Origin of the sequence: Nonomuraea pusilla, from assembly GCF_900109355.1 — a bacterium.
GTDB classification, from domain to species: domain Bacteria; phylum Actinomycetota; class Actinomycetes; order Streptosporangiales; family Streptosporangiaceae; genus Nonomuraea; species Nonomuraea pusilla.
Genome location: NZ_FOBF01000001.1, coordinates 616,443 through 641,286, shown reverse-complemented (window position 1 = coordinate 641,286; position 24,844 = coordinate 616,443). Strand labels below are relative to the sequence as shown.

General features: G+C 72.8%; 24 protein-coding genes. 9 read left to right on the top strand and 15 right to left on the bottom strand.

Going from position 1 to position 24,844, the window contains the following annotated elements:
- Window positions 1-162: 162 nt before the first annotated feature.
- The 3 genes from BMX74_RS02860 (at window position 163) to BMX74_RS02850 (ending at window position 4,175) form a co-directional block, all read left to right on the top strand.
- On the top strand, window positions 163-2,082 hold the full coding sequence (locus tag BMX74_RS02860) for a DEAD/DEAH box helicase (protein ID WP_256256744.1): 1,920 nt from the start codon (window positions 163-165) through the stop codon (window positions 2,080-2,082).
- A gap of 286 nt (window positions 2,083-2,368) precedes the next feature.
- Window positions 2,369-3,259 carry an alpha/beta fold hydrolase gene (locus BMX74_RS02855; protein WP_055508466.1) on the top strand — a complete coding sequence of 297 codons (891 nt, stop codon included), beginning with the start codon at window positions 2,369-2,371 and terminating at the stop codon, window positions 3,257-3,259.
- A gap of 13 nt (window positions 3,260-3,272) precedes the next feature.
- Window positions 3,273-4,175: an oxygenase MpaB family protein gene (locus BMX74_RS02850; RefSeq protein ID WP_055508464.1), complete on the top strand. Its 903-nt coding sequence runs from the start codon at window positions 3,273-3,275 to the stop codon at window positions 4,173-4,175.
- Window positions 4,176-4,218: 43 nt separating this feature from the next.
- Here BMX74_RS02850 and BMX74_RS02845 read toward each other — a convergent pair whose 3' ends face one another.
- From BMX74_RS02845 to BMX74_RS02830, 4 genes are read right to left on the bottom strand one after another with little or no spacing between them, the layout of a single operon-like run.
- Complete coding sequence (locus BMX74_RS02845; RefSeq protein WP_420538111.1) at window positions 4,219-5,250, bottom strand: RecB family exonuclease; 1,032 nt, start codon at window positions 5,248-5,250, stop codon at window positions 4,219-4,221.
- A 1-nt stretch (window position 5,251) separates the two neighbouring features.
- The gene (locus BMX74_RS02840) at window positions 5,252-5,974 is read right to left on the bottom strand and encodes an MBL fold metallo-hydrolase (protein WP_091097972.1); all 723 of its coding nucleotides are present in this window, start codon (window positions 5,972-5,974) and stop codon (window positions 5,252-5,254) included.
- Between the two features lie 11 nt (window positions 5,975-5,985).
- Window positions 5,986-6,594, bottom strand: coding sequence for a MarC family protein (locus tag BMX74_RS02835; protein WP_236715096.1), 609 nt, complete (start codon window positions 6,592-6,594; stop codon window positions 5,986-5,988).
- Between the two features lie 47 nt (window positions 6,595-6,641).
- Entirely contained in the window at window positions 6,642-7,268 is a 627-nt protein-coding gene (locus BMX74_RS02830; RefSeq protein WP_055508459.1) for a DUF6758 family protein, read from the bottom strand.
- Between the two features lie 74 nt (window positions 7,269-7,342).
- Here BMX74_RS02830 and BMX74_RS02825 point away from each other — a divergent pair, with 74 nt between their 5' ends.
- Window positions 7,343-7,738: an NUDIX hydrolase gene (locus tag BMX74_RS02825; protein WP_218153847.1), complete on the top strand. Its 396-nt coding sequence runs from the start codon at window positions 7,343-7,345 to the stop codon at window positions 7,736-7,738.
- Window positions 7,739-7,753: 15 nt separating this feature from the next.
- Here BMX74_RS02825 and BMX74_RS02820 read toward each other — a convergent pair whose 3' ends face one another.
- The 3 genes from BMX74_RS02820 to BMX74_RS02810 all read right to left on the bottom strand — a co-directional run bounded on the left by BMX74_RS02820 (window position 7,754) and on the right by BMX74_RS02810 (window position 13,374).
- On the bottom strand, window positions 7,754-10,489 hold the full coding sequence (locus tag BMX74_RS02820; RefSeq protein WP_091097966.1) for a beta propeller repeat protein: 2,736 nt from the start codon (window positions 10,487-10,489) through the stop codon (window positions 7,754-7,756).
- Between the two features lie 719 nt (window positions 10,490-11,208).
- On the bottom strand, window positions 11,209-12,357 hold the full coding sequence (locus BMX74_RS02815; protein ID WP_055508453.1) for a CPBP family intramembrane glutamic endopeptidase: 1,149 nt from the start codon (window positions 12,355-12,357) through the stop codon (window positions 11,209-11,211).
- An 84-nt stretch (window positions 12,358-12,441) separates the two neighbouring features.
- On the bottom strand, window positions 12,442-13,374 hold the full coding sequence (locus tag BMX74_RS02810) for an HpcH/HpaI aldolase/citrate lyase family protein (RefSeq protein WP_091097964.1): 933 nt from the start codon (window positions 13,372-13,374) through the stop codon (window positions 12,442-12,444).
- A 44-nt stretch (window positions 13,375-13,418) separates the two neighbouring features.
- Here BMX74_RS02810 and BMX74_RS02805 point away from each other — a divergent pair, with 44 nt between their 5' ends.
- Window positions 13,419-13,787, top strand: a complete 369-nt coding sequence (locus tag BMX74_RS02805; RefSeq protein WP_091097962.1) for a hypothetical protein — start codon at window positions 13,419-13,421, stop codon at window positions 13,785-13,787.
- Between the two features lie 7 nt (window positions 13,788-13,794).
- On the opposite strand, the gene BMX74_RS02800 is transcribed toward BMX74_RS02805, so the two are convergent.
- Window positions 13,795-14,733, bottom strand: a complete 939-nt coding sequence (locus BMX74_RS02800; RefSeq protein WP_256256743.1) for an EamA family transporter — start codon at window positions 14,731-14,733, stop codon at window positions 13,795-13,797.
- A 112-nt stretch (window positions 14,734-14,845) separates the two neighbouring features.
- Here BMX74_RS02800 and BMX74_RS02795 point away from each other — a divergent pair, with 112 nt between their 5' ends.
- Both BMX74_RS02795 and BMX74_RS02790 read left to right on the top strand, forming a co-directional pair.
- Window positions 14,846-16,054 carry a magnesium transporter MgtE N-terminal domain-containing protein gene (locus BMX74_RS02795; protein ID WP_236715093.1) on the top strand — a complete coding sequence of 403 codons (1,209 nt, stop codon included), beginning with the start codon at window positions 14,846-14,848 and terminating at the stop codon, window positions 16,052-16,054.
- Window positions 16,044-16,511 carry a DUF1003 domain-containing protein gene (locus BMX74_RS02790; protein WP_055508447.1) on the top strand — a complete coding sequence of 156 codons (468 nt, stop codon included), beginning with the start codon at window positions 16,044-16,046 and terminating at the stop codon, window positions 16,509-16,511. The genes BMX74_RS02795 and BMX74_RS02790 overlap by 11 nt, the downstream gene beginning before the upstream one ends.
- Before the next feature lie 10 nt (window positions 16,512-16,521).
- On the opposite strand, the gene BMX74_RS02785 is transcribed toward BMX74_RS02790, so the two are convergent.
- Complete coding sequence (locus tag BMX74_RS02785; protein ID WP_055508445.1) at window positions 16,522-16,989, bottom strand: MarR family winged helix-turn-helix transcriptional regulator; 468 nt, start codon at window positions 16,987-16,989, stop codon at window positions 16,522-16,524.
- A gap of 133 nt (window positions 16,990-17,122) precedes the next feature.
- Between BMX74_RS02785 and BMX74_RS02780 the strand changes: the two genes are divergently transcribed.
- Window positions 17,123-18,259: an Mrp/NBP35 family ATP-binding protein gene (locus tag BMX74_RS02780; RefSeq protein ID WP_055508443.1), complete on the top strand. Its 1,137-nt coding sequence runs from the start codon at window positions 17,123-17,125 to the stop codon at window positions 18,257-18,259.
- A 92-nt stretch (window positions 18,260-18,351) separates the two neighbouring features.
- Here the strand turns inward: BMX74_RS02780 and BMX74_RS02775 are convergent, their stop codons facing one another.
- The 4 genes from BMX74_RS02775 to sigE all read right to left on the bottom strand — a co-directional run bounded on the left by BMX74_RS02775 (window position 18,352) and on the right by sigE (window position 22,168).
- Window positions 18,352-18,714, bottom strand: a complete 363-nt coding sequence (locus tag BMX74_RS02775; protein WP_055508441.1) for a sec-independent translocase — start codon at window positions 18,712-18,714, stop codon at window positions 18,352-18,354.
- A 104-nt stretch (window positions 18,715-18,818) separates the two neighbouring features.
- Entirely contained in the window at window positions 18,819-20,831 is a 2,013-nt protein-coding gene (locus BMX74_RS45325) for a S1C family serine protease (RefSeq protein ID WP_091097958.1), read from the bottom strand.
- A gap of 154 nt (window positions 20,832-20,985) precedes the next feature.
- Window positions 20,986-21,534 carry an anti-sigma factor family protein gene (locus BMX74_RS02765; RefSeq protein ID WP_091097956.1) on the bottom strand — a complete coding sequence of 183 codons (549 nt, stop codon included), beginning with the start codon at window positions 21,532-21,534 and terminating at the stop codon, window positions 20,986-20,988.
- Window position 21,535: 1 nt separating this feature from the next.
- Complete coding sequence (sigE, locus tag BMX74_RS02760; protein ID WP_055508435.1) at window positions 21,536-22,168, bottom strand: RNA polymerase sigma factor SigE; 633 nt, start codon at window positions 22,166-22,168, stop codon at window positions 21,536-21,538.
- Window positions 22,169-22,328: 160 nt separating this feature from the next.
- On the opposite strand from sigE, the gene BMX74_RS02755 reads away from it, so the two are divergent.
- Window positions 22,329-22,967 (top strand): O-methyltransferase, encoded by a 639-nt coding sequence (locus BMX74_RS02755; RefSeq protein ID WP_055508433.1) that lies wholly within the window; start codon window positions 22,329-22,331, stop codon window positions 22,965-22,967.
- A gap of 117 nt (window positions 22,968-23,084) precedes the next feature.
- On the opposite strand, the gene BMX74_RS02750 is transcribed toward BMX74_RS02755, so the two are convergent.
- Together BMX74_RS02750 and BMX74_RS02745 are read right to left on the bottom strand one after the other, a co-directional pair.
- Window positions 23,085-24,503 (bottom strand): leucyl aminopeptidase, encoded by a 1,419-nt coding sequence (locus BMX74_RS02750; protein WP_091097954.1) that lies wholly within the window; start codon window positions 24,501-24,503, stop codon window positions 23,085-23,087.
- Window positions 24,504-24,584: 81 nt separating this feature from the next.
- On the bottom strand, window positions 24,585-24,752 hold the full coding sequence (locus tag BMX74_RS02745; protein ID WP_020545024.1) for a DUF3117 domain-containing protein: 168 nt from the start codon (window positions 24,750-24,752) through the stop codon (window positions 24,585-24,587).
- Between the last annotated feature and the right edge of the window lie 92 nt (window positions 24,753-24,844).

Genomic DNA, 24,844 nt, shown 5'->3' with positions numbered 1-24,844 from the left:
CACGGCATGGGGCTGTTCACCGCCCGCCGGTCCCGGCAGGCCCGCCTTCATTTGAGACTGAGGCAGGCCACGCTGACGACTTTCCGAGACCTCGGAGTCACACCAGAGATCGCTGATGCCCTCGAGACCGAGGGTATCGTCACACCGTTCCCCATCCAGGAGATGGCACTCCCGCTCGCCCTGAGCGGACAGGACCTCATCGGGCAGGCCCGTACGGGCACGGGGAAGACCTACGCGTTCGGCATCGCGATGCTGCAGGGCATCGGCAAGCCGCGCAAGAACCGTAAGAAGCCCCGCGGGCTGGTCGTCGTGCCGACCCGCGAGCTGGCCGTGCAGGTCAGCGAAGACCTCGTCACAGCCGCGGGCAAGCTCGGCTCCCGCGTGCTGACCGTCTACGGCGGCCGGGCGTACGAGCCGCAGGTCGAGGCGCTGAAGGCGGGCGTCGACGTCATCGTCGGCACCCCGGGCCGGCTGCTCGACCTGGTCAAGCAGAAGCACCTCGACCTGAGCCAGGTCACGACGCTCGTCCTCGACGAGGCCGACCGCATGCTCGACCTGGGCTTCCTGCCCGACATCGAGCGCATCTTCAAGCTGATCCCCGCGGAGCGGCAGACGATGCTGTTCTCGGCCACGATGCCGGGTGAGATCGTCGGGCTGTCCCGCAAGTACCTCAACCGTCCCACGCACGTGCGCGCCGAGCACGACAGCGGCGAGGGCGAGGCCACCCCGCAGGTGCGCCAGATCGTCTGGCGCACCCACAGGATGGACAAGATCGAGATCCTCGCGCGGCTGCTCCAGGCCGATGGTCGCGGGCTCACGATGGTCTTCTGCGAGACCAAGCGGGCCTGCGACATGGTGTCCGAGCAGCTCGACACGCGCGGGTTCGCGGTCGCGGCCGTCCACGGCGACCTCGGCCAGGGCCAGCGCGAGCAGGCGCTGCGCGCGTTCCGCAACGGGAAGATCGACGTCCTGGTCGCCACCGACGTGGCGGCCCGCGGCATCGACATCGACGACGTCACCCACGTGGTCAACTACGACTGCCCCACCGACGACAAGACCTACGTGCACCGCATCGGCCGCACCGGCCGGGCCGGGCGCACGGGCACCTCGGTCACCTTCGTCGAGTGGGAGGAGCTGACCCGCTGGAAGATGATCAACCAGATGCTCGGGCTCGACTTCGTCGAACCCGAGGAGACGTACTCCACGTCGCCGCACGTCTACTCGGAACTCGGCATCCCCGAGGGCACCAAGGGCGTCCTGCCGCACGCGAACCGTTCGCGGGCCGGGCTGTCGGCGGAGCGCATCGAGGACCTCGGCGAGACCGGCAGGACCCGCAGCCGCGGGCGGCGCCGCGACGAGCGTGAGGAGCGCGAGGAGCGTCCCGCGCGCACGCCGCGTCAGCGGCGGCGCACCCGTGGCGGCAGGCTCATGGACGAGGCGGCCGCATCCGTCGAGACGCAGGAGGTCGAGCTCGTGAAGTCCGAGACGGAGAAGACCCCGGCGCTCGTCCCGCAGGACGAGATCGAGGCCGCCGCGCCGAAGCGCACGCGCACCCGCAGGGGCGCCGCCTCCAAGGCCATCGAGGAGGCACTGGCCGGCACGCCGGAGCAGCAGGAGCAGCAGGACGGCCGCCAGGCCGACCCGGCGGACGCGCAGGAGGAGGCCGCGCCCGCCAGGCGCACCCGCTCACGCCGCACCGCCGCCCAGCCCGTTGCGGCCCAGCCCGTTGCGGCCCAGCCCACCGAAGCCCAGCCGGCCGCGGCCCAGCCTGCGACCGCTGAGACCCGGGTGGCCGCGGCCCAGCCTGCGGCCACTGAGACCCGCGTGGCCGCCCCGGCCGCGCAGGCTCCCGCGCCGGTCGTCGAGCCGGCCGTCGAAGCGGCTCCGCAGCCGAGCTTCCTGTCCACGCCGCCGCCTCCGGCGCGCAGGGAGCCGGAGCGGATCGTCCCGCCCAGCCCGTTCGCGGTGATCTTCCAGTCGCCCGACCTGGCGTCGGACGACGACGACATCGCGCCGTCGGCGGCGTCGGAGCGCAAGCAGCAGCGCCGCCAGCCGCGCGGAGGAGGCAACCGCCGCCGCTGACACCGTCCCAGCCGAAACCGGTGGAAGCCGGTGGAAGCCGACGAGGCCGCGTGAAGGCTCGTGAAGGCTCGTGAAGGCGCGCACCCGCACCGGGTGCGCGCCTTCCGCGTTCCCGCAGCGCCTTCCGTCACACTCCGCGCGTCCGGAGCACCCGGCAGGCGTCGTCGTACGAGGTGGCGGGGTAGAACCTCCAGATGGCGCAAACCTCGACAACTCCCCAGAAGTCGCACCAGCGTCGCGTCTTCGCCGGTGTCGAGGCGCCGGGCGCTGGGTATTGTTGCCCCACGTGAGTACGCCGCGATTCCTCAACCTGCCTCCAGGTGTTGCCCCGCACAGGATCGAAACGCCGCAGGGCACGTTCGCGGCCCTGCAGGCGCTGCCGGTCAGCGGGGTCGTGGAGCGCTGGCCCGCGCTCCTGGTCCCGGGGCTCACGGGCAGCAAGGAAGACTTCATCGCGGTCCTGATGACGCTCGCGCAGTCGGGCCGCCAGGTGATCGCGGTCGATCTGCGCGGCCAGTACGAGACGCAGGGCCCCGACGACCCCGCCGCGTACACCTGCCCCTCGCTCGGCGCCGACATCGACGCGCTCGCCCAGGTCATCGGCGGCGGCGAGCCCATCCACCTGGTCGGGCACTCCTTCGGCGGGCTGGTCGCGCGCGAGGCGGTCATCGACGGGCGCACCAGGTTCGCGTCGTTCACGCTGATGAGCTCGGGCCCCTCCGCCATCGAGGGCAGGCGCGCCCGAAGCGCCCGCGAGACCATGCGCGAGGTGGCCGAACTGGGGCTGGAGCACGTCTGGCACCACACCCTGGAGCCCGAGGCGCTCGCGGCGGGGGTGTCCGAGGAGATCGTGGCGTTCCTGCGCAAGCGCCTGCTGGCCAACTCCCCCACCGCTCTGAGGTGCATGACCGAGGAGGTCCTCGGCATGCGTGACCGTACGGACGAGCTGCGCCAGATCGACGTCCCGACGCTCGTGCTGTTCGGGGAGAACGACGACGGCTGGTCGCCGGAGACGCAGTCGGAGATGGCGGCCAGGCTGGGCGCGGAGTCGGTGGTCGTGCCGGGCGCCGTCCACTCCCCCGCCGTCGAGGCGCCGGAGACGACCGCGGCGGCGCTGGTCAGGTTCTGGAACGCGGCAGAGAAGCACTATTTGGACACCAGATCCACCGCCGTGTGATCCTTTGAGGACCATGGAGAGTTTGGCGGAGATCGTCGTCCAGCCCCCGCACAGCGCCACCTGGCAGGTCCACCTCGACCGGTCCATGTGGGTGGGGGGCGTGCGCGGCCTCATGCTCCAGGCGCTGCACCCGCTGGCGATGCGCGGCGTCTGGCAGAACTCCTCCTTCCAGGAGGACCCGTTCGGGCGGCTGCGCCGCACGGCCGACTTCGTGGGCCGGGTGACGTTCGGCAGCCCGCAGGAGGCCGACGAGATCGGCAGGCGGGTACGCGCCATCCACCGGCGGCTGCGCATCACCGACCCCGAGACGGGGGCGACGCACCGCGTGGACGACCCCGAGCTGCTGCTGTGGGTGCACTGCGCGGAGGTGTCGTCGTACCTGGAGGTCGCGAGGAGGGGCGGGCTGCGCCTGAGCGAAGGCGAGGCCGACCGCTACCTGCGCGAGCAGCGCGCGAGCGCCGCCCACGTCGGCCTGCACGCCGAGGACGTGCCCGGCTCGTGCGCCGAGATGGACGCCTACCTCAAGCACATGCGCCCCCGGCTGAAGGTGACGCCGGAGGCGGTGGCGGCGGTGCGGTTCCTGCTGTGGCCGAGGCTGCCGCGCCACCTCAGGCTGCTGACGCCCGCCAAACCGGCGTACGTCCCGTTCGGGGCGCTGTGCTACTACACGTTGCCGGAGTGGGCGAGACGCATGTACGGCATCCTGCCCGAGGTGCCGCAGGGCGCGGTGACGGCGGCGCTGCGGGCGTTCAGGGCGGGCATGAACGCGCTGCCCGAGCCGGTGCACGAGCGCGCGTTCATGCCGGCGACCCGGCTCATGCTCCAGGCGTCGCGCGACCGGCTGGCCGCGGCCGGCTACGACCTCGCCAGGGGCCTCAAGGGCCTGACCGACCCCCGACGCCGCCCGCCCGCCTGACCGGCCCCTGGCTGGCTCCCCGGACGTGCGCGGGCTCCCCCGGCTACTCGGCCAGGCCGTCCCAGGGCTGGCGGTCGGGGGCGGCGGTGCGGCCCTCGGAGCAGTGGCGGCGGAAGTCGCACCAGGAGCAGAGCGGGCCCGGGTTCGGCGGGAACAGCTCGTCGAGCTCGGGCGGAACCTCGGCGGGCGCGACGTGCGGCCGGTCGGTGCCCGCCTGGGAGTCCCTGGCCCGCCGTACGTCCGCCGCGCTCGGCCACCCCTGCGAGGAGGAGCCTCCGGAGGCGGCGGCCCCGGAGGCGGGGGCCGAGGGGCCGGACGGCGGCCTGCGGGCGGGAGCGCGCCTGCCGGGCGTGGCCCTGCCGCCTGACATCAGCTCCCTGTAGCGCTCGTCGGCCGCGGCGGCCTCGACGGCGACCTCCTCGGCCCTGCGCAGGTGTCGCCCGAGTGACTCCTCGGTGTGCCGCCACTCGACGATCTCGCCGGTGGGCAGGTGGTGGAGCTCGACGGTACGGCAGGGCGTGCGCATCATCGCGGAGGCGGCGACGGCGTAGACCGCCAGCGCGAGGGAGCCGCGGGCGTCGTCCTGGGTGAGCGGGCGGCGCCCGGTCTTGTAGTCGACGACGACCAGCTCGTCGCCGCGCCTGTCGAGCCGGTCGATGCGGCCGGAGACCGCGATGACCTTCGTACGGGTGGCCACGGTGCGCTCGACGCCGACGGGGTCGTCGGAGGGGTCGAGCGTGGCGACGTACCCGGAGACGAGGTCGCGGGCGCGGCCGAGCCAGCGCCCCGACTGCTCGGAGTCCCTGAACCCCTCGGTGATCCACCCGTTGGTGAGCAGGACGGCGGCCGTGAGCGGGGTCCTGCGCTCGTACGGCTCGCGCCACCACCCCGCCAGCGCGTTGTGGACGCTCGCGCCGACGCTGTTGTGCGCCCACGCGGGGCCCTTGGAGGGCTGCGGCCGGTCGAGGTAGGAGAACCGGTAGCGGCGGCGGCAGTCGAGCCACGCGTTCAACCGCGACGGCGTGCACGAGTAGAGCCGCCGCGGCATCCCTTCCAGCGGGAGCTGGTCGTACACGCTAGTCGTCGTCGGCGGCGGAGAGCGTGATGCCCGAGATCTTGGTGCCGTCGGCCAGCGGGGCGTCGTCGCCGCCGCCGGCGTCGTGGGCGCGCGTGAGCGAACCCGACACCCACTCGTCGAAGTGCGGCTCCAGGTCGCCGATGGTCACCTCGTCGCCGTGGGCGGCCAGCACCCGGGTCTCGCCCGGCAGCGTGAACAGCCGCCCGCCGATCGACGTGAGCTGGTCGGGGAGCGCGGGGTACTCCCCGCCCAGCTTGCCGGGGCCGTCGGCCAGCAGCGTCTTGCCGGTGAAGACGGCGCCGAGCGCCTCGCAGTAGAGCGAGACGCCGCCGTGGGTGACGCCGGGCGTCTCCATGACGTCGAGCTGGACGTCGGCCACGCCGAAGGCGCCGTCGTCCTCCATGTCGATGTCGGGCCAGGTCTCGGACCAGGTCTCCCGCCACAGCGGCTTGTCCTTCGGGTGGAGCGCCACCACGGCTTCGTCCCTGCTCGCCACCTCGATGGCCGCCGCGACGTGGTCGGGCAGGCCGTGGGTGCAGATGACGGCGAGCACCTCGCGCTCACCGACCTGCTCCAGGATCTTGTCGGCGTCACGGGCCGCGTCGATGACGATCACCTCGTCGTCGTCGCCCACGATCCAGGTGTTGTTCTCGACCTTGTGCTCGGTGCCGTCGATCTCGACGACGCCCTCGGTCACGACTCGTTCGATACGCGCTGTCACGCCTCCGAACTCTAGCCCGTCCGGGTGAGAGAACGAATCGCGTTCAGCATGAGTTGCACCGCGAGCGCCGCGAGGAGGAGCCCGGCGATCCTGGTGAGGAGTTCGACCCCGTTCTCCTTGATGACGCGCATGATGGTCACCGCGAAGTGCATCGACAGCCAGAGCAGGACGTGCACGACGGCGGCGGCCCCCAGCAGCATCAGCATCGCGTTCGGCTTGCCGTCGGCCTGCTGGGCGAACACGATCGTGGCGACGATCGTGCCCGGCCCGGCGAGCAGCGGCGTGCCGAGCGGCACGAGCGCGACGTTGACCTTCGACCGCACGGGGCTGGCCCGGGGGTCGCTGGTGCCGCGGAGCAGTTCCAGCGCCACGAGCAGGAGCAGGACGCCGCCCGCGATCTGCATCGCGGGCACCTCGACGTGCAGGTACGTCAGGATCGCCTTGCCGAACATGGCGAACACGACGACCAGGCAGAACGCGGTGAGCGCCGCCTGCCAGGCGATCCTCCGGCGCTCCTCGGGGGTGCGGCCGGCGGTGTAGGCCAGGAACAGGGGAATGATGCCGGGCGGGTCCATGATCACGAACATCGTGACGAACGCCTCGACTAAGAATTTGCTCACCGACACTACTCCCCCAAGAAGCCATTTGGGGGAGGCAGTGCAGAATCCTAGCCCTCCAGCCTCGGGGAGAAGGCACCGTATGGAATATCCAGATCCTGATCACGGGCGTCGAACAGCGAAAGCTCGGCCAGCGCGATCAGACAGCCGGCCTCCGGGGGCCAGGCGATGACCCAGAGCCAGTTGCCGAGCGCCTCGCCCGCGTAGACGGCCCTGTCGGGCGAGCCGTGCACGACCCACAGGGCGGTCGGGTGCCCGAGCACCTCGATCTTGGCGTTGGGCGGGCCGGCGTCGAACCCGTCTCCGGGGTCGGGCCCGGCGAGCCCGGCGAACGAGGCGCCGATGCCCACGCCGGGCTCCTCGGCGATGACGAGCATGTCGGCCGGGCCGTCGACGAGCGCGGGCCCTGACAGGGCCACCACGCTGGCGCGCGCGCCGGTGCGCTCGTCGCCCACCTCGCCGAAGCCGGTGACGAGCCAGCCGGACGGCAGCGGCCACGGCAGCCAGACGGGGACGACGGCGTTCTTGCGCACCGCCTCCAGGCCGGCGCCGGAGGGCGGAAGCGGGGGCTGGTACGGCAGGACGTCGCCGTGCGTGTCGCACCGCCAGGCGCTCGACCAGGCGCTGGGCCCGTGAAGCGGGCCAAAACACCGTGGACAGGTTGGTGCCGCTCTCACAGCTACCCACGGTGCGTCGTCGGGCGGCGCCCCGTCAAGGGCACGGCCGGTTATCAGGTCGTAATCTTGGTCATGTGCACGTAAATTGTGTGGGCGCGATTATTTTCGACGCCTTCGACCGGCTTCTCCTGATCCGGCGCGGACGGCCGCCCGGCGAGGGGCTGTGGTCGATCCCCGGCGGCCGGCTGGAGGCCGGGGAGAGCGACGCCGAGGGCCTGCGCCGCGAGGTCCTGGAGGAGACCGGCCTGCGCGTCGAGGTGGGCCGCCTCGCGGGCAGCGTGGACCGTCCCGGCCCGGGCGGCGTGACGTACGTGATCCGCGACTACCTCGCCACCGTCACCGGCGGCACCCTGGCCGCCGCCGACGACGCCGCCGAGGCCCGCTGGTGCGCCCCCGGCGAGCTGGCGGAGCTGCCGCTCACCGAGGGCCTGGCCGAGGCGCTGACCGCCTGGGGTGTGCTGCCCCGCTGAGCCGGCGCCCCGGGTTCACCTGCCGGCGGACAGGCTCGACGTCCACAGGATCATGTGGTCGCTGTCGTACGTCGTGGACCTGCCGAGCGCCACCACCTCGCTGCCCGACACCGCCACCGCGCTCAGCCACTGCATGCCGGGCCCCGCCAGGCGGTCGCCGGTCAGCGCCATGCGGCTCCACGACAGGCCGTCCTGCGACGTCCAGGCGGCGCTGTCGCCGTCGCCCTGCTCGCCGTGCCAGCCGACCGCCACCAGGCCCTGCCCGGCCGCCGCCAGGTCGTACACGGCCGCGGCGCGGTCGGCGGGCAGCCAGGCCGTGCGCCAGGTACGAGCGCCGTCGTCGGAGACCGCGGCGAACGGACGGCGCGCGCCGCCGGCCACCGCCGTGCCGATCGCCACCAGCTTGCCCTGGTAGGACACGATCCTGCGGAGCCCTGCCGACGTCGCGTCCTCGGGGGCCAGGCGCGGGCGGGCCGCCCAGTTCACGCCGTCCTCCGAGAACCACACGACCGTGCTCTCCCGGTCGCCCGTGCCCGCGCCGCCCACGGCCAGGTAGCCGTCGCCGAACGCGATCGCGTCGTGGACGCGCACCCCGGAGCCGCCCTGCGGCAGCTTCTTCGACCTGGTGAACTCGCGCAGGTCAGGGGTGAACCACACGGCCGCGCGCGCCGCGCCGGAACGGTCCCTGTCCTCCCCGGCCAGCACGTAGCCCTCCTTGCCCCCCGCCTTGCCCGCCACCGCCACGCGGACGTCCAGGTACGGGTGGTCGCGCTCGCGCGCCAGGTCGCCGGTGGCCGCGACCCGCCTCCAGTTCTCCCCGTCCGCCGACGAGACGAGCAGCGGGTCGGTGACCGCCGTGCCCGACTCGGTGCCGCCGACCGCGAGCCAGCCCCGGCCGCCGTGCGTGACGTCCTCCAGGGTCTGACGGCCCGCGCCGCCCAGGCTCATCGCCTTCCAGCTCCGCCAGTCCTCGACGGTCCACAGCCCGGCGTCGCCCGAGGCCGAGCCGACCGCCACGTACCTGCTGTCGAAGGCGACCAGGCGGGTGGTCTCGCGGGCGATCCTGGTCAGCCCCTCGACCTTGTCCAGCGGGACGCGCGCCGCCGCCCCGCGCGGAGGCGCCGACAGCAGCACCGCCTGGTTGTCCACGTCCGAGGCGGCCTGGTCGCCCGCCGCGAACAGCGTGCCGGACTCGGAGACCGTGAACCCGCGCAGCGTCGCCCCCGTCAGCCCGCCGAGGTCGGCGCGCCTGCTCCACGACCGCCCGTCGGAGCTGGCCAGCACCGTGTACGTCCCCAGCCCCGCCTGGCTGACCGCCGCCACGCCGGACGGGTACGACACCAGCGTCTCCACGCCGGGGCTCTCCGCCCCCAGCCCGCCGATCGACCCGCACGCCGACCACTGCGCGCCCGTGGGCGAGCAGTACACAGGTACGTCCCCTGAGATCGTGCGCTGCCTGGCCGGCACGAGCACGAACCGCTTGGGCAGCACCGCCAGCGTCCCCGGCCGCGGGATCGCCCCGGGGAGCCGGAAGTCCGTGGCCTGCCAGTGCCCGCCGCCGTCGGACGAGCGCAGCACGCGCGCCCCGTCGCCCTGGACGGGCCGGCCCACGGCCACCACCGTGTCGCCCTTCGCGACCACGGCGGAGATCTCTCCCACGCCGAGGTCCCTGGTCTCGACCCGCTCCCAGGAGCGCCCGTCGGACGAGCGCCAGGCGGCCGGGACGGCCCGGCCGTCCTCACCCGCCGACCTGCCGACCGCGACGAAGCCGGAGGCCGTCCGCGCGATGTCGGCCACCACGTCGCCCGTCCTGAACGCCGCCAGGCCCGCCTGGTCGACGGCGGCCCAGCTGAAGCCGTCGGCGCTGGTCCACAGGCCGTGCTCGACGCCCATGGCGTCGCCGCCGCTCGCCAGCCACCGGCCGCCGCCGCCCACGACCCGCTGCACGGTGGGCGTGGTCGTGCCGGTCACCTGGCCGAGCTGCCACGTCCTGCCGCCGTCGGGGGAGAACAGGAAGAGCGGGCGCGGCGTCGGGCTGGTCGTGTCGCTGCCCACGGCCACGACGGCTCGGCCCGCCGAGGCCATGTCGTTGAGCTTCTGCTCGGTGCCGTCGCCGGAGGCGGGGACGGTGAACAGCTCGTCGCCCGACCGTCCGGTGCCGGCGGCCAGGCGCAGGCCGGGGCCGTCGGAGGCGGTCCACCGCCACGCCAGCACGCCGGCCACGAGAAGCAGGGCCAGGACGACGCTGAGGGTGACGGGTACGGCCCTGCTGCCCCTGCGCATGGGGCTGGACCTGCGCAGGGCGGCGGGCGCGGGGCCGCGGTGGTGCCTGCCCAGTGCGCCCGTCGGCCTGGCCGGCCCGGAGGCGACGAGGAGGTCGGGACGCGTCGGCCGCCCTCCGGGGGGCCTGCCGACCCGGCGTACGGGCTCGTCCTCCCCGCCGCCCGCCTCCTCGGCGGACTCTTCCTCGGCGGACTCTTCCTCGGCGGACACGGCCTCTCGGGGAGACTGGACGTCCTCGCCGGAAAGCCTCCAGGGGGTGGCGCCGGGCTCGTCGGAGGCGGAGCCAGGAGCACCGGGGTTCGGCGCCGGCCGGTCGGTGGTGTGCGGTTCCGGCTCGGGCGGGGTGGCGGAGCGCTCGGGGGTGGGGTGGGGGCGGGGAGGGCCGCTCGCGACGAGCTTGTCGGGCCGGTTGACGATCCGGCGGGGGCGGCGGAGCGTCCCCGCCTCAGGCCCCGCCTCATGCCCCATCTCAGATCCCGCCTCATGCCCCGCCTCAGACGCTGTCTCGGGCCGCGTCCCAGGCCCTGCGTCGGGCCCTGCCTCGGGGTTCGGCTTGGGCTTCGTCTCGGGTTCCGCCGTCGGCGAGCTGTACGGTCTGCGCCCCTTGGGCGCTTCGGGCTGCTCCTCCTCGGGGATCGGCGCGGTGAAGGGCGGCATCCCCCAGGGGGAGGTCACGGGTAAGCCGCGCGCCCGGTCGTCGGTGGGGCCGGGCGGGCGGTGGCGGATCCTGGGCTCGTGCGGGATCCGCGGGTCGGCCGTGTCCTCGTGGCGGGTCTCATGGTGGGGTTCTGACGCGCCCTCGGGACGCGGCTCGTCGTCACCCGGCGGTCGCCGTGGCGGTTCGCTGGGGCCGGAGGCCACGCGCCGTACCTCCTCGTCGAACTGGTCGAACTGGACGTCGCTTGCGGGAATGGGTGCACTCGTGCACCGGCGGGCGGGCCGCTTCCCCGTCGGGGGCATGGGAGCACGGCCGCGCGGACCGTTCCACGGACCCCACCCACCCTTATGCGCTTATTTCGGCCTCCATGCGACTAAATCAGGGCGTGTCACATTGGCCTACTCGTACCCCGTCACGCAGGAGTGATCACCTCCGCAGCACCCTCGCCGTTCCACAGAGTCCAGACCAGCATGCCCGAGCCGGATTGGCGAGACCTCTCTAGCGAGATTCCTGACACCATCCGCCCGATTTATTGAGAAACAGTGCGAATTGACCTTTTTTTCGCTAGATAAAGCACACCGAAGGTGTACACCCCGAGCTGCACCACCGTCCCCGCCAGCGCCTGCCAGGGAACCGCCCCCTGTTGCAGCGACTTCTCCAGCTGCCCCGCGGCGGCGCTCAGCCCGAACGCCACGACGTTGTTGACGACGTGCAGCCCGATGGCCGCCTCCAGCCCCCCGGTGCGGACGGTCAGCCACCCCACCACGACGCCGAACACGAACACGTCCACCGAGCCGGCCCCGGTGTAGCCGTGCAGCAGGGTGAACAGCACGGCGCCGCCGACCACGGCCCAGACCGGGTCGCGCAGGTGCACGCCGGCCGCCTGGATGAGCCAGCCGCGGAAGAGGTACTCCTCCGTGGCGGCCTGGAACGGCACGAGCAGCACGATCACGACCAGGGCGGGCAGGAACGCCTGCCACCCGGCCCAGCCGAAGACGTCGCCGTACTCCCCGCCGGTCGCCATGAACGTGAGGACCTGGGCGGCCTGGCCCAGCACCAGCGCCACGACGGCCACCCCCAGGCAGCACGCCAGCCACCCCCAGCGCAGCCGGCCCTCGACCGACGAGAGCGTGCCCGGCCGCCTGCGCTGGACGAGCGCCGCCGTGCCGAACACGATCGGCAGCACCGCCGCGATCGACAGCAGCAGCACGACCAGCCCGAACACCGGGTCGCCGAAGAGCCGGTCCGCCTCCAGCGGGGCCGGGATGCCGAGGATCGCCGCCACCACCACGCCCACCGTGAGGACGACGAACGACACGACGAAGAACGCGGCGCCGACCAGCGCCGTGCCGGCGATCGCCCGCCACGGCTGGGAGGCCGTGGTCCTGGCCAGGTGGTCGTACCGGGCGCCGCCGGGCGTGGGCAGGTACCAGGAGGGCCGGGCGGGCGGCGGCGCGTAGGGCCCGTGCGGCCACGGCGCGGGCCCCCCGTAGGGGTACTGCGGCCCGGCCGGAGGGTACGCCGGTTGATCGCCGTGAGGCTGCTGCGGGCCTCCCTGCGGGTGCTCGGGCCGATCGCCATGAGGCGGCCGTGGCTGGTCCGGCCGATCGCCGTACGGGGGCCGTGGCTGGTCCGGCCGATCGCCGTACGGGCCCTGCGCTCCGGGGTTCTCCTGCATCTCCCCATTCTGTCCGCCCCGCGCGCATGCGTTCGCGAACGGCCCGCCCCTTGGCCCCGGGGCCGGGGCCCCGGGGCGGGACGGTCAGGGGGTGAAGGTCTTCGTCCGGCCGAGCCCGGCGGCGCGCCCCTTGGCGGCCACGACGAGGGCCATCTTGCGGGACGCCTCGTCGATCATCTCGTCGCCCAGCATGACCGCGCCGCGCCGCTCGACGGTCGTGTAGTGCTCGTACGCCTCCAGGATGAGCTCGGCGTGGTCGTAATCCTCCTGGGAGGGTGAGAACACCTCGTTGGCCGCGTCCACCTGGAGCGGGTGCAGCACCCACTTGCCGTCGAAGCCGAGCGCGGCGGCCCGCGCGGCCACCCGCCGGTACCCCTCGACGTCCTTGATCTGCAGGTACGGCCCGTCGATCACCTGCAGGTCGTGCGAGCGGGCGGCCATGAGCAGCCGCATGAGGATGTAGTGGTAGGCGTCGCCCTCGGTGTAGCCGGGCGGTTGCTCCCCCACCACGAGCGTGCGCATGTTGATCGACGCCATGAAGTCGGCCGGGCCGAACACCAGCGCCTCCAGCCTCGGGGACGACCCGGCGATGGCGTCGACGTTGACCAGCCCGCGCGCGTTCTCGATCTGCGCCTCGATGCCGATGCGGCCCACCTCGTACCCCATGGTCTTCTCGATCTGGGTGAGGAGGGTGTCGAGCCAGACGACCTCGGTGGGGTCCTGGACCTTGGGCATGATCAGGCAGTCGAGCCTGTCGCCCGCGCCCTCGACGACCTCGATGACGTCGCGGTACGTCCACTGGGTGGTGAGGTCGTTGACGCGGACGGCGACGGTCTTCCCCGACCAGTCGCCCTCGCGCAGCGCGGTCACCGCGTTGCCGCGCGCCTCCTCCTTGGCCAGCGGCGCGACGGAGTCCTCCAGGTCGAGGAACACCTCGTCGGCGGGCAGGGTCTGCGCCTTCTCGAGGAAGCGCGGGTTGCTGGCCGGGACGGCGAGGATGGAACGTCGTGAGCGCATGCGCACACGGTACTGCCCGGCCTTCCTGGGCTAGATTCTGAGCCGTGGGTGACGACAGCGCGGTGGTGGAGGAGGGCGCCAGGAAGTCGGGCGTCCTGTGGCTGACTCTCGACCGGCCCCGGCTCGCCTGGCACGTCTGGCACGACGGCGCGATCTACCTGGTGGCGGGCGGCGGCGAGCAGGAGCTGCCCGGCCTGGACGCGCTCGACCGGGTGCGGGTGACCCTGCGGAGCAAGGACAACGGCGCCAGGCTGGTGGAGTTCGACGCGGCGGTGTCGCGCGTCGACCAGGCGGCGGAGCCGGGCGCGGTGGCGGCGCTGGCCAAGGAACGGCTGAACGCGGCCGACAGCGAGCACCTCACCGAACGCTGGGCCCGCGACAGCCTGGTCGTCAGGCTCGACCCGCTCCCGTAGGGGCTGGTCAGGGCCGGGCGACCGCCTCCTCCAAGTCGGCGGCGGCGGGCACGGGCGCGGCGGAGGCGGTCGCGGTCTGGGCGAGCAGCGCGCCGGCGAGCACGAGCAGCCCGCCGACGATCTGGAACACGCCCAGCGTCTCGCCGACCAGCCCCCAGGCCACCACGGCGCCGCCGATGACCTCCAGCGAGGCGACGGTGGCGCCGACGGCCGCCGACAGCCGCCGCACCGCGTTGACGCCCAGGATGTACGCGACCACGGTGGCCACGACCACCATCCACAGGTACGCCGCGGCGACGGGCAGGGTCGCGGCGCCGTCCGACGGGGTGACGGCGACGGTGAAGGCGTCCCACGGGATGTTCCACGGGCGCGAGAACGGCAGGAGCACGACGGCCGCCCCGGCCATCCCGTAGGCGATGAGGCCGAGCGGGTCGACGTCGTCGCCGAAGCTGTCGTTCATGACGAAGTACCCGGCGCAGCACGCGCCGGCGAGCAGGCCGAGCAGCAGGCCGAGGGCGTCCAGCCGCATGCCCTGCCAGAACTCGACGACGATGGCCAGCCCGGCGACGGCGACGACGGCGCCCACGTACGCGGCGGCGGCCAGCCTGATCTTGCGGACGAGCCGCACCCAGGCCACCACCATGACGGGCGCCATGAACTCCAGCAGCAGCGCGATGCCCACGGGCAGCCTGGTGATCGCGACGAAGTAGAGCGACTGCACCCCGGCGACGGCGACCACGGCGTACAGGGCGAAGAACGGCAGCCTGGACCTCGGGACGCGCAGTGCCCGTGGCCGCACGAGGGCCAGCACGGCGAGGAGGAGCAGCCCGGCGCCGGCCATGCGGGTCCACACCGCCTCGATGGGCGCGAGCCCGGCGGCGATGAGGTACTTGGCCATGGGGCCGGAGAACGCGAAACACCACGAGGAGACGAAAGCGAGGGCCAAGCCCGCGTACCTCATCCGGACACCACCAGAGCCGTAATCACCGTCAAATACTTTTGATACTGACATGCCTGGCACCCGCAGCGCAACGTCACAGCACTGTTAGCCTGCGAATGTGAAGATCTTCGTGGCCCGCCTGGCGGGGACCCCGGTCTTCGACCCCGCGGGCGACCAGATCGGCCGCGTGAGGGACGTGGTGGTCGGCCTGCTCATCGGCCGCAGGCCGAACGTGCACGGCCTGGTGGTCGAGGTGCAGCCGCGCCGCCGCGTGTTCCTGCCCATCACCCGCGTCCGGCGCATCGAGTCCGGCTCCGTGGTCTTCACCGGACGGCTCAACATGCGCAGGTTCGAGCAGCGCGCCACCGAGACGCTGGTCATCGGCGAGATGCTCGACATGACCGTCCACGTCGACGACGAACCCATGACCGTCTACGACGTCGCGATGGAGGAGGTCAGGCCGTCCACCTGGGAGATCACCAAGGTGGCGGTGCACAAGGGCAGACGGCGCGAGAGGCGCGTCGTCGACTGGCGCGAGGCGTCCGGCTTCGACACGCTGCAGAAGGACCAGGGCGCGGCCGGGCTGATCGCCTCGTTCGCCACGCTGCGCGCCGCCGACATGGCGAGCGCGCTGCACGCGCTGCCCAGCAAGCGCCGCGTCGAGATCGCCCGCGCCCTCGCCGACGACCGGCTCGCCGACGTGCTGGAGGAACTGCCGCCCGGCGACCAGATCGGCATCCTCGGCACGCTCGAACCCGAACGCGCCGCCGACGTCCTGGAGGAGATGGGGCCAGACGACGCCGCCGACCTCCTGCACGACCTGCCCGAGCAGCAGGCGGCGCAGCTCCTCGCGCTCATGGAGCCCCAGGAGGCCGCGCCCGTGCGGCGGCTGCTGACCTACCCCGACGACACCGCGGGCGGCATGATGACCAGCGAGCCGGTGATCCTGCCGCCCACCGCGACCGTGGCCGAGGCGCTCGCGCACATCAGGCAGAAGGACCTCAGCCCGGCCGTCGCCGCCCAGGTCTACGTGACCCGCCCGCCCACCGAGACGCCGACCGGGCGCTACCTCGGCGTGTCGCACTTCCAGCGGCTGCTGCGCGAGCCGCCGTCCACCCTCGTCGGCAACGCCATCGACTCCTCCATCGACCCCATCAGGCCCGACCTGAGGCTGCCCGACGTCACGTCGTACCTGGCCAACTACAACCTGCTCGCCGCGCCCGTCGTGGACGAGCTGGGCAGGCTCGTGGGCGCGGTCACCGTCGACGACGTCCTCGACCACCTGCTACCGGAGAACTGGCGCGAGGGGGCCGCCCATGACGACTGAACGCCTGGACCAGCCGAGGGAGCTGCGCCGCACACTGCGGCCGCACTACGACCCCGAGGCGTTCGGCCGGCTCTCCGAGCGCATCGCCCGCTTCCTCGGCACCGGGCGCTTCATCGTGTGGATGACGGTGTTCGTGACCGTCTGGGTCGTCTGGAACATGGGCGCGCCCCAACACCTGCGGTTCGACCCGTACCCGTTCATCTTCCTCACGCTCATGCTGTCGCTCCAGGCGAGCTACGCGGCGCCGCTCATCCTGCTCGCCCAGAACCGGCAGAGCGACAGGGACCGCATCCAGTACGAGCAGGACCGCGAGTCGGCCGAGCGCAACCAGGCCGAGATCGAGTACCTGACCCGCGAGATCGCGGGGCTGCGCCTGGCGCTCGGCGAGGTGGCGACCCGCGACTACCTGCGCGCGGAGCTCGCCCAGCTGCTGGAGGAGCTGAGGGAGCGCCGCTGACCCACGCCGTTCACGCGTGGCCTGCGTCGGGGCCGCCCAGCCTGTGGAGCAGGTCCTTGATGCGTCCGACCTCGTCGCCGCCCAGCGCGTCGAGGAACCGCGTCCTGACGCCGCGCAGGTAGGTGGGCGTGGCCTCGGCCAGACGTTGCGCGCCGCGGTCGGTCAGCACCGCGAACAGGCCGCGCGCGTCGCTCGGGCACGCCTCCCGGGTGACCAGCGTCTCGCGCTGTAATCGGTCGATCATCCTGGTGAGCCCGCTGCGGGTCAGCAGGACCCGCTCGGCGAGGTCGTTCATCCGCAGCCGCCGCCCCGGCGCCTCGGCGAGCTGCCTGAGCACCTCGTACGAGGCCAGCGGCAGGCCGTGGGCGTCGAGCAGGTCTGCCTCCAGGTGGCGGGCGATGCGCGCCTGGACGCGCTGCAGCATCCGCCAGACGGCCAGTTCCTCGACGGTGAGGCCCTCGTCGTGCAGAAGAGTCACCAAGTAACCTTAGAACGTTGCGCGAACACCTTTACAGCGTGGATTAGTTCCGCCCCGCCGCTGGTTCATACCATGGAGGGGCATCCTCATATATGACTAAGGAGGGACGGCACTCCCTCGTGCCGAGACTTCGATGGCACCAACCCAGGAACAGGTGACGGCCGCCCTCGCCACCGTCATCGACCCCGAGATCCGCCGCCCGATCACCGACCTCGACATGGTCAAGAGCGTCGACATCGCTCCGGACGGGACGGTGACCGTGGGCGTGTACCTCACGGTCGCGGGCTGTCCGATGAAGGACACGATCCGCCGCGACGTCACGACCGCGGTCTCCAGGCTCGACGGTGTCACGGGCGTGCGCATCGAGCTCGACGTCATGAGCACCGAGCAGCGCAAGACCCTCCAGACCAAGCTCAGGGGCGACCGTGGGCCGGAGAAGGAGATCCCGTTCAACCAGCCGGGCTCGCTCACCCGGGTCTTCGCCGTGGCGAGCGGCAAGGGCGGTGTCGGCAAGTCGTCGGTCACCGTGAACCTGGCCGCCGCGATGGCCTCCAACGGGCTCAAGGTCGGCATCGTCGACGCCGACATCTACGGCCACAGCGTGCCCCGCATGCTGGGCGCGGCCGAGCGGCCCACCAAGGTCGAAGACATGATCATGCCGCCGGTCGCCCACGACATCAAGGTCATCTCGGTCGGCATGTTCAAGCCCGAGGGCAACACGCCGGTCGTCTGGCGCGGCCCGATGCTCGACAGGGCGCTGCACCAGTTCCTCGCCGACGTCTACTGGGGCGACCTCGACGTGCTGCTGCTCGACCTGCCGCCGGGCACCGGCGACATCGCCATCTCCGTGGCGCAGCGCCTGCCGTCGGCCGAGATCCTGGTCGTGACCACGCCGCAGATGGCCGCCGCCGAGGTGGCCGAGCGGGCCGGCTCGATCGCGGCGCAGACCCACCAGCAGATCGCGGGCGTCATCGAGAACATGGCGTGGCTGCCCTGCCCCCACTGCGACGAGCGCATCTCCGTGTTCGGCGAGGGCGGCGGCCAGACCGTCGCCGACGCCCTGACCCGCATCCTCGGCGCCCGCGTGCCGCTGCTCGGCCAGGTGCCGATCGACATGCGGCTGCGCGAGGGCGGCGACGAGGGCAAGCCGCTCGTGCTCACCGACCCCGACGCCCCGGCGGCGGCCGAGCTGCGCAGGATCGCGGCCGGGCTGAGCAAGCGGTCGTCCAGCATCAAGGGCCTGCAGCTCGGTCTGGCGCCGCGCCGCTAGACTGCCGCAGGCAGCGTCGGGCCCGCTCTCCCTCCGGGGAGGCGGGCCCGTTCTCGTTCTTCCGGGGTGCCGCGGTCAGGCGGCGGCTGGTGTCAGGTGGCCTCGGAGTCGTACGGCGGGATCTCGCCGTAGCCGAGCGCGTCGGGCGGCTCGGGCGTGTACGGCTCCGCGACGACCGGCTCCAGCGGCTTCGGCCTGCCGTTCCAGTCGTCCTCCACGTCGTCGAGGAGGTGCTTGCGGACGAAGTTCTTCGGGTTGAGGTCGGCCGGGTCGAAGTCGGAGAACTCGGGCCCCAGCCCGGCGCGCAGGTCGTCGCGGGCGTTGTTGGCCATCCTGCGCAGGTTGCGCAGGGTGCGGCCCGCCTGGCTGGCGGCCTGGGGCAGCTTATCCGGGCCGAAGACGAGCAGCGCGATGACGATCAGCGCCCCGATCTCCATCCAGCCGAGTCCGAACACCCTGAGCTCCTACCGCCGGTCCAACGCACCGGGGACGACCCCGGCCACACCCCAGAGTAAGGGCTGCCGGGAATGGGTCGGTCGTCCCCTCCCGGTCATACCACTCAGGACGGGGTCGGAGCCGGGGTCTCGTCGGCCATCACGACCAGCGTCGCGTTGTGCTCCTGGCCCGCGCGCTGGTACTTGATGGCGATCCTCGCCCCGGGCGCCTTGCTGCGGATCAGCGCGATCAGCTCGTTGCTGTCCTGCAGCCGCAGCCCGTCGATCTCCAGGATCACGTCGCCCGCCTTGAGCCCCGCCTTGTCGGCCGGGCCGCCCGCGTCGACCGGCTGGCGGCCCTCCACGGCGCCGGAGGCGATGCGGACGCCCTGCCCCTTGTAGTCCTTGTCCAGCACCACGCCGATCTTGGGACGCTTGGCGCGGCCGGTCGTGATGAGTTCCTCGGCGACCCTGCGGGTCTGGTTGACCGGGATGGCGAAGCCCAGGCCGATGCTGCCGCTCTGACCGCTCACCGAACGGCTCAGCGTCGCGATGGCGGAGTTCACGCCGACGACCTCGCCCCTGCCGTTCACCAGCGGACCGCCCGAGTTGCCCGGATTGATCGCGGCGTCGGTCTGGATGGCGCTGATGTAGGCGGGCTCCTCGGTGCTCGCGCCGTTCTCGTCGCCCGCGATGACCGGGCGGTTGAGCGAGCTGACGATGCCCGTGGTGACCGTGCCGGACAGGCCGAGGGGCGAGCCGATGGCGATCACCGGGTCGCCGACCACCACCTGGTCGGAGTTGCCCAGGGTGATCTCGGGCGTGCCGAACGTCTCCTCGGGCTTGATCACGGCGAGATCGGAGCCGGGGTCGCGGCCGACGATGCGGCCGGTGGTGCTCTTGCGGCTGTTGAAGACGATGCGGATCTCGCCGCCCTTGGCCGCCATCGCGACGACGTGGTTGTTCGTCACCACGTAGCCGTTCTTGATCAGGAAGCCGGAGCCGGTGGCGCCCTCGGTGTTGGTGGTGTTGCCGACCTCCAGCGACACGACGCTGGGCAGCACCCTGGCCGCGACGCCCGCCACGGAGTCGGGGGCGCGGTTCGTGGCCGCCGTCGGGACCGGCCCGAGGCTGTACGACGGGTCGCGGTCGCTCGGCGACCTGGTCAGCAGGTACGTGCCGACGCTGCCGAGCGACGACGACACCACCGCGATGACCAGGGCGAGCACGACCAGCGCGCCCGTGCCGGGGCCGCGCCGGGGAGCGGGCGCGTGGGCGGGCGGCGGACCCCAGCCGGGGCCCATGCCGAGCGCCTGGCGCGGAGGGGGCGGCGGGGTGCCGCCGAAGCCGTGGCCGCCGAACGGGCTCTCGTAGACGCGCGTGCCGCCGTTGCCCGGGTGGGCGCTGGAGTGGCCGCCCGGCATGCCGGGTGCGCCGTACGAGGGGCCGCCGTCGGAGGGGTGCCCGAAGACCGGGCCGCCGTCAGAGGGGTGCCCGAAGACCGGGCCGCCGTCAGAGGGGTGCCCGAAGGCGGGGCCGCCGTCGGAGGGATGGCCGAAGACGGGGCCGCCCGGCGCCGCGAAGGACGGCCCGGACGCTGCCGGACCACCGTCACCCTGAGGACCGTGGACCGGGCCGCCGGGGCCGCCGTCGGCTGGGGACCCGAAGCCGGGACCCCCGGGACCGCCGGGGTTGCCGTCGGCTGGGGACCCGAAGCCGGGACCGCCGGGGTTGCCGGGAGCGCCGTCGGACGGCGGGCCGAAGGCGCCGCCGCCGGGGACGTCGTCGGCCCGGGGGCCGTAGGCCGGGCCCGTCTGGGTGACCATGGTGTCGGCGGGAGGACCGAACGAAGGGGCCTCGCGCGGCGCGTCATGACCGGAGGGACGCCCCTCGTACGAGCCCTCGCGCATGCTCTCGCGCATGCTCTCGTGCGAGCCCTCATAGGGCGGCGCCCCGTGGCTCTCCGTGGGGCGGCCCGAGGGGTCGCCCCACGGCGTGCCGCCGAACGAGGCGGGCGGCTCGACCCGGTGCTCCTGCGGCTCGGCCGGCTCGCCGGCGGGCAGGAAGTCGGGGCGCCCCTGCGGCTCCGGGTTGTCCGACGGCGTGCGTCCTTCTGTGGGGCGCGTCTCGTCGGTCATGTAGGTCTCACCACTCCTTGCTCGGCCACCGCAATCCTGGCTTCAGCGACATTCGGGATTTGTAAAGATTTGTCACTAACAATTCCCGAACCCAGATCGTATGCCCCTGACGCCGGCGACTACGCCATCCGAGTATTCCAGGCAGGAGCCGCTCTCACGGTGCGACGGTGGAGGCGGCCGACGAGGGCGTCGCGGGAGCGGAGGGAGCCGTCGCGCGGGACTTGTGCTCGAACAGCTCCACCGGCGGGGCCGGGTTGTGCTGCCCCGTGCCCGACACCGCGAAGAACGTGCCGAGCGCGACGGCCGCCGACACCACCCCGACGGCGACGTACGTGGAGCGACGCCTAGCTCCCCGCCCCGGGCCCGAGACCCCGCCCGTGCCATCGCGGCGCGGGCGGTTGTCGAGGGGCGCGATGGTATGCGGCCCAGGGATCGGCACCCCACCGAAGGTGCGCGCCGGGAAAGGGCGCTCCCTCGGCGGCAGCGGCCCTCCGGGCTCGGCCATCCGCAGGAGCGACATCGTCAGGTCGGCCGGCATGGAAGGGCCGTCGAGCGACCGCAGGCGCGACTTCAGCGCCCGCATCGACTCGACCTCCCTCCTGCAATCGGCGCAGAAGGTCAGGTGGGCGAGCGCGCGCTCGCGTTCGGTATGGCTGAGCTCGCCGTCGACGAGCGCGGAAACACGTTCTCCAAGATGAGCCATGTCAGACTTCCTCCCCACGGATCACGGTCGGGGGGAGTTGGGTGTTACGGGGGGCCCGATGGTCGAGCGCCTCCCGCAACTGCGCCCGGCCCCGGTGGATACGGCTCCGGACCGTACCCAGCTTGACGCCGAGCGTGGCCGCGATCTCCTCGTACGACAGGCCCTCGATGTCACACAGCACGATCGCGGCCCGGAACTCGGGTGCGAGCGCGTCGAGGGCGGCTTGGATGTCGGGCTCCAGATGGGCGTCGTCGAACGCCTGCGCCGGTGACGGCTCACGGCCGCGCAGGCGTTCCGCGGCGTCGTCGGCCAGCCCCTCGAACCGGATGCGCTGCTTGCGCCGCGCCATGTCGAGGAACAGGTTCGTCGTGATCCGGTGCAGCCAGCCCTCGAAGGTGCCCGGCTGGTAGCTGGACAGCGACCTGAAGACCCGTACGAAGACCTCCTGGGTGAGGTCTTCTGCGTCGTGGACGTTCCCGGTGAGCCGGTAGGCGAGCCGGTACACGCGTGCGGAGTGAGTCCGCACCACTTCCTCCCAGGTGGGAGGAGTCCAGTCAGACGACACGGGAGTATCGGTCTGGTGGTCGCTTTCGTCCACCAGAACTCCTCTCTCTGGGACCACCGCTACCGCCATAGTGCCTGGTTTCGTCCCTTCGTGCGCACTGCCTGCCCTCCGGACCGGCAAAGCCCGTTTAAACCTGCAACGCCTCGGCAGCCTCCTGAGTTCCCGTCCCGGCGTGTCTCCCCTAGGCTGCGATCGGTACCAACGGCACGAAAGTGTGGGGAGGAGGCCGATGACCAGTCAGGTGGAGGCCACCCTGGCCTATGCGGAGCAGTTCCATCAGGAGGATGAGATCCTGCTCGCGGCGCGCCAGCGCGGGCTGGAGATGGGCGCCGTGCCCATCCTTCCCGGCGGCGGGGCCGCGCTGTGCTTCCTCGCCACGGTCGTCAACGCCAAGTCGGTGGTGGAGATCGGCACGGGCTGCGGCGTGTCCGGCCTGTGGCTGCTGCGCGGCATGCGCGGCGACGGCACGCTGACCAGCGTCGACGTCGAGCCGGAACACCAGCGCCTCGCCAGGCAGGCGTTCGCCGAGGCCGGCTTCTCCGGCAACAGGGTGCGCCTCATCTCCGGACGCGCGCTCGACGTCCTGCCCCGCCTGTCCGACGGCGGCTACGACATGGTGTTCGCCGACGGCGCCAAGCAGGAGTACGTCGACTACCTCGCCGAGGCCGTCCGGCTGCTGCGCGTGGGCGGCGTCGTCGCCTTCGACAACGTGCTCTGGCACCACCGCGTGGCCGACCCCGCGCAGCGCGACCCCGACACGGTGGCGCTGCGCGAGCTGGTCAAGCTGGTGCAGGGGGACGACCGGCTGCGCTCGGTGCTCATGCCCCTGGGCGACGGCCTGCTCGCCGCCGTCAAGGTCTCCGGCTAGCCCGCCGATCTCCGACGGGCCTGGAGCGGCCGGAGCCGTGCGACGGCCCGGCCGGAACCATGCCAGGGCCGGGCCGCACCCCGGCCGGACCCTGGCCGCATCCCGGTCAGACCCGGGTCAGACCCGGTCAGACCCGGTCAGCCACTCCAGGAGAACCCGCACGCCGAACCCGGTGGCGCCCTTGGTCAGAGTGCCCTCGTCGACCGTGCTGCGGCCCACGCCGGCGATGTCGAGGTGCGCCCACGGCCGCTTGCCCGCGAACTCGCGCAGGAACAGCGCGGCCGTGATCGACCCCGCGCCGAAGGAGGACCCCGCCTCCACGTTCGCCAGGTCCGCGACCGACGACTTCAGCGCGGGCGTGTACTCCTCGATCAGCGGCATCCGCCAGAGCCGGTCGTCGCTGGCCCGGCCGGCCTCGACCAGCTCGTCCGCCAGGGTGTCGTCGGAGGCGTAGACCGCGCCGACCTGGCGGCCGAGCGCCACGGTGATGGCGCCGGTGAGCGTGGCGACGTCCACGACCGCGTCGGGGTCGAGCACGGCGTCGGCGTAGGCGAGCGCGTCGGCCAGGACGAGCCGGCCCTCGGCGTCGGTGTTGAGCACCTCGACCGTGCGGCCGCCGTAGTGCGTGATGACGTCGCTGGGCCGCTGGGCGGTGCCCGACGGCATGTTCTCGGCCGCCGCCACCAGGCCGGTCACGCGTACGGGCGCGCCGAGCGCGGCCAGCGCGCCCAGCACCGCGATCACCACGGCGCCGCCCGCCATGTCGGTCTTCTGGAACTTCATGTTGTCGGTCGGCTTCAGCGACAGGCCGCCCGAGTCGAACGTGATGCCCTTGCCCACCAGCACGACGTGCCGCTCGGTGGGGACGTCGGGGGTGTAGGAGAGCTGGATGAGCCGCGGCGGCCGCGCGGAGCCGCGCCCGACCGCGAGGATGCCGCCGAACCCGTCGGCCTGCAGCTGCTCCTCGTCCCAGACGCGCACCTGCACGCCCTGCTCGGCAGCGCGCTCTGCCAGCCAGGCGGGGTCCTTGACGGAGGCCGGCGTGTTGGACAGGTCGCGGGCCAGCGCCACGGCCCGCGCGACCGTCTCGGCCCGGCGCACCCGCTCCTCGTCGGCGCCGACGAGGACGAGCGACCGCACCGGCTTCCTGCCCTCGGCCCCGATCGTGAACGAGTACGCCGCGAGCAGCGCGGCCTCGGCGAACGCCGCGACGTCGCCCTCGGGCGGCACGACCGTGAGCTCCTGCCTGCCCCTGACCCGCCGGGTGAGCCCGGCCGCGGCCTTGCGCAGCGCCTTCTGCGAGCCGTCGCCCACGCCGTAGAGCAGGACGCGGCCCACTCCCCCCTCCCGCGCCACCGGCACCTCGACGATCTCGCCCGCCTCGCCCTTGGCCTCGTAGTGGGCGAGCAGCTCGGACACCGGCAGGTGCAGCTCGACCGGAAGGGCCGGGCTGAGGTCGGAGCCGTAAGGGACGGCGAGCAGCTCGGCGTCGCCGGGGACTCCGGTCACGACCGAGGCGGTGGTCTCGATGGGCACGCGTTCTCCTCAGGAAACGTCAGCGACCCTGGCGCGGGTGACGCCAGGGTCGTGGATCAAGCAAGGTGACTCAGGGAACTCTCAGCCGACGACGTTCTTCAACGCCTCGCCGAGGGCCTTGGCCTCGTCGGCGGAAATCTCCACGACGAGCCGGCCGCCACCCTCGAGGGGAACCCGCATGACAATGCCGCGCCCTTCCTTGGTGACCTCGAGCGGACCATCGCCGGTCCGCGGCTTCATCGCCGCCATGCGTGCATCCCTTCCTGCCTTGGGCTCCCGCGGCCCGCGATTTCCGGCCTCCCGTGGGGGCGGCCGGCGCATTCACGTCTTCTGTGATGTCC